The organism is Streptomyces pseudogriseolus (assembly GCA_002154585.1).
GTDB lineage: Bacteria > Actinomycetota > Actinomycetes > Streptomycetales > Streptomycetaceae > Streptomyces > Streptomyces pseudogriseolus.
In genome coordinates, this window is the sequence record MUNG01000754.1 from 1 (window position 1) to 881 (window position 881).

Annotated in this window: 3 pseudogenes; all 3 read left to right on the forward strand. The window is 73.7% G+C overall.

Going from position 1 to position 881, the window contains the following annotated elements:
* A pseudogene (locus CCN29_RS34560) lies at window positions 1–304 on the forward strand (histidine kinase); the annotation flags it as partial.
* Window positions 301–734, forward strand: a pseudogene (locus tag CCN29_RS34565) (roadblock/LC7 domain-containing protein). The pseudogenes CCN29_RS34560 and CCN29_RS34565, both read left to right, overlap by 4 nt.
* Window positions 731–881, forward strand: a pseudogene (locus CCN29_RS34570) (DUF742 domain-containing protein); the annotation flags it as partial. The pseudogenes CCN29_RS34565 and CCN29_RS34570, both read left to right, overlap by 4 nt.

Here is an 881-nt window from a genome sequence, read left to right on the forward strand (position 1 = left end):
CGTACCCCCCGCCCCCGCCGACCACGAACACACCCGCGTCGCCGACGGACCTGCCGCCGACGAGCCCCTCACCGCCAAGGGACTGCCGAAGCGGACGCCGAAGATCACCGCGCCGGTCGCTCCCCCGCGGCCGCGGTCGGGGTCCGTGGACGCCGAGGCGCTGCGCAGGCGGCTCGGCGGGTTCCGCCAGGGTGCGGACGCGGGGCGGCGGGACGTCGAGGCGGAGCTGGCGGCCGAGCGGTCCCGCGGGGACGTCACAACCGAGGAAGCCACGGGGGGCACTGTCGAGGAGGCAAGCAGTTGACCGCGCCCAGTACCTTCGGACTGAGCAGTGAGGCCCGCAACCTGCACTGGCTGCTGACGAACCTCGTCGAGGAGGTGCCCGGCATCCTGTCCGTCGCCGTGGTCTCCTCCGACGGCCTGCTGCTCCTCTCCTCCGACGAGTCGCTCGCCCGCGCCCGCAGCGGCCCGGANNCGTCAAGCACACGATGGTCGCCATGGACGAGGGCAGCCTCTTCGTGATGTCGATCAGCGACGGCTCGCTGCTCGGCGTGCACGGCTCGGCGGAGTGCGACATGAGCGTCGTGGCGTACCACATGGCCCTGTTCGTCGGCCGAGCCGGCCACGTCCTGACCCCCGAACTCCGCAGCGAACTGCGCAAGAACCTGGAGGGCGCGGACGACACGGAAGGCGCGGCGAGCGCGGAGCACGAGTCCGCCGGGAGCCCCCGATGACCAGCGCCCCGAAACACCAGCTCCCCGTCCGCGGCGGGGACCGCAAACCCGCCCGGGTGCGCCCCTATTCGCTGACCGGGGGCCGCACCCGCTTCGGCCACGTGCTGCTGGTCGAGACGTTCGTCGGCGCCACGGCCGGCACCGCGG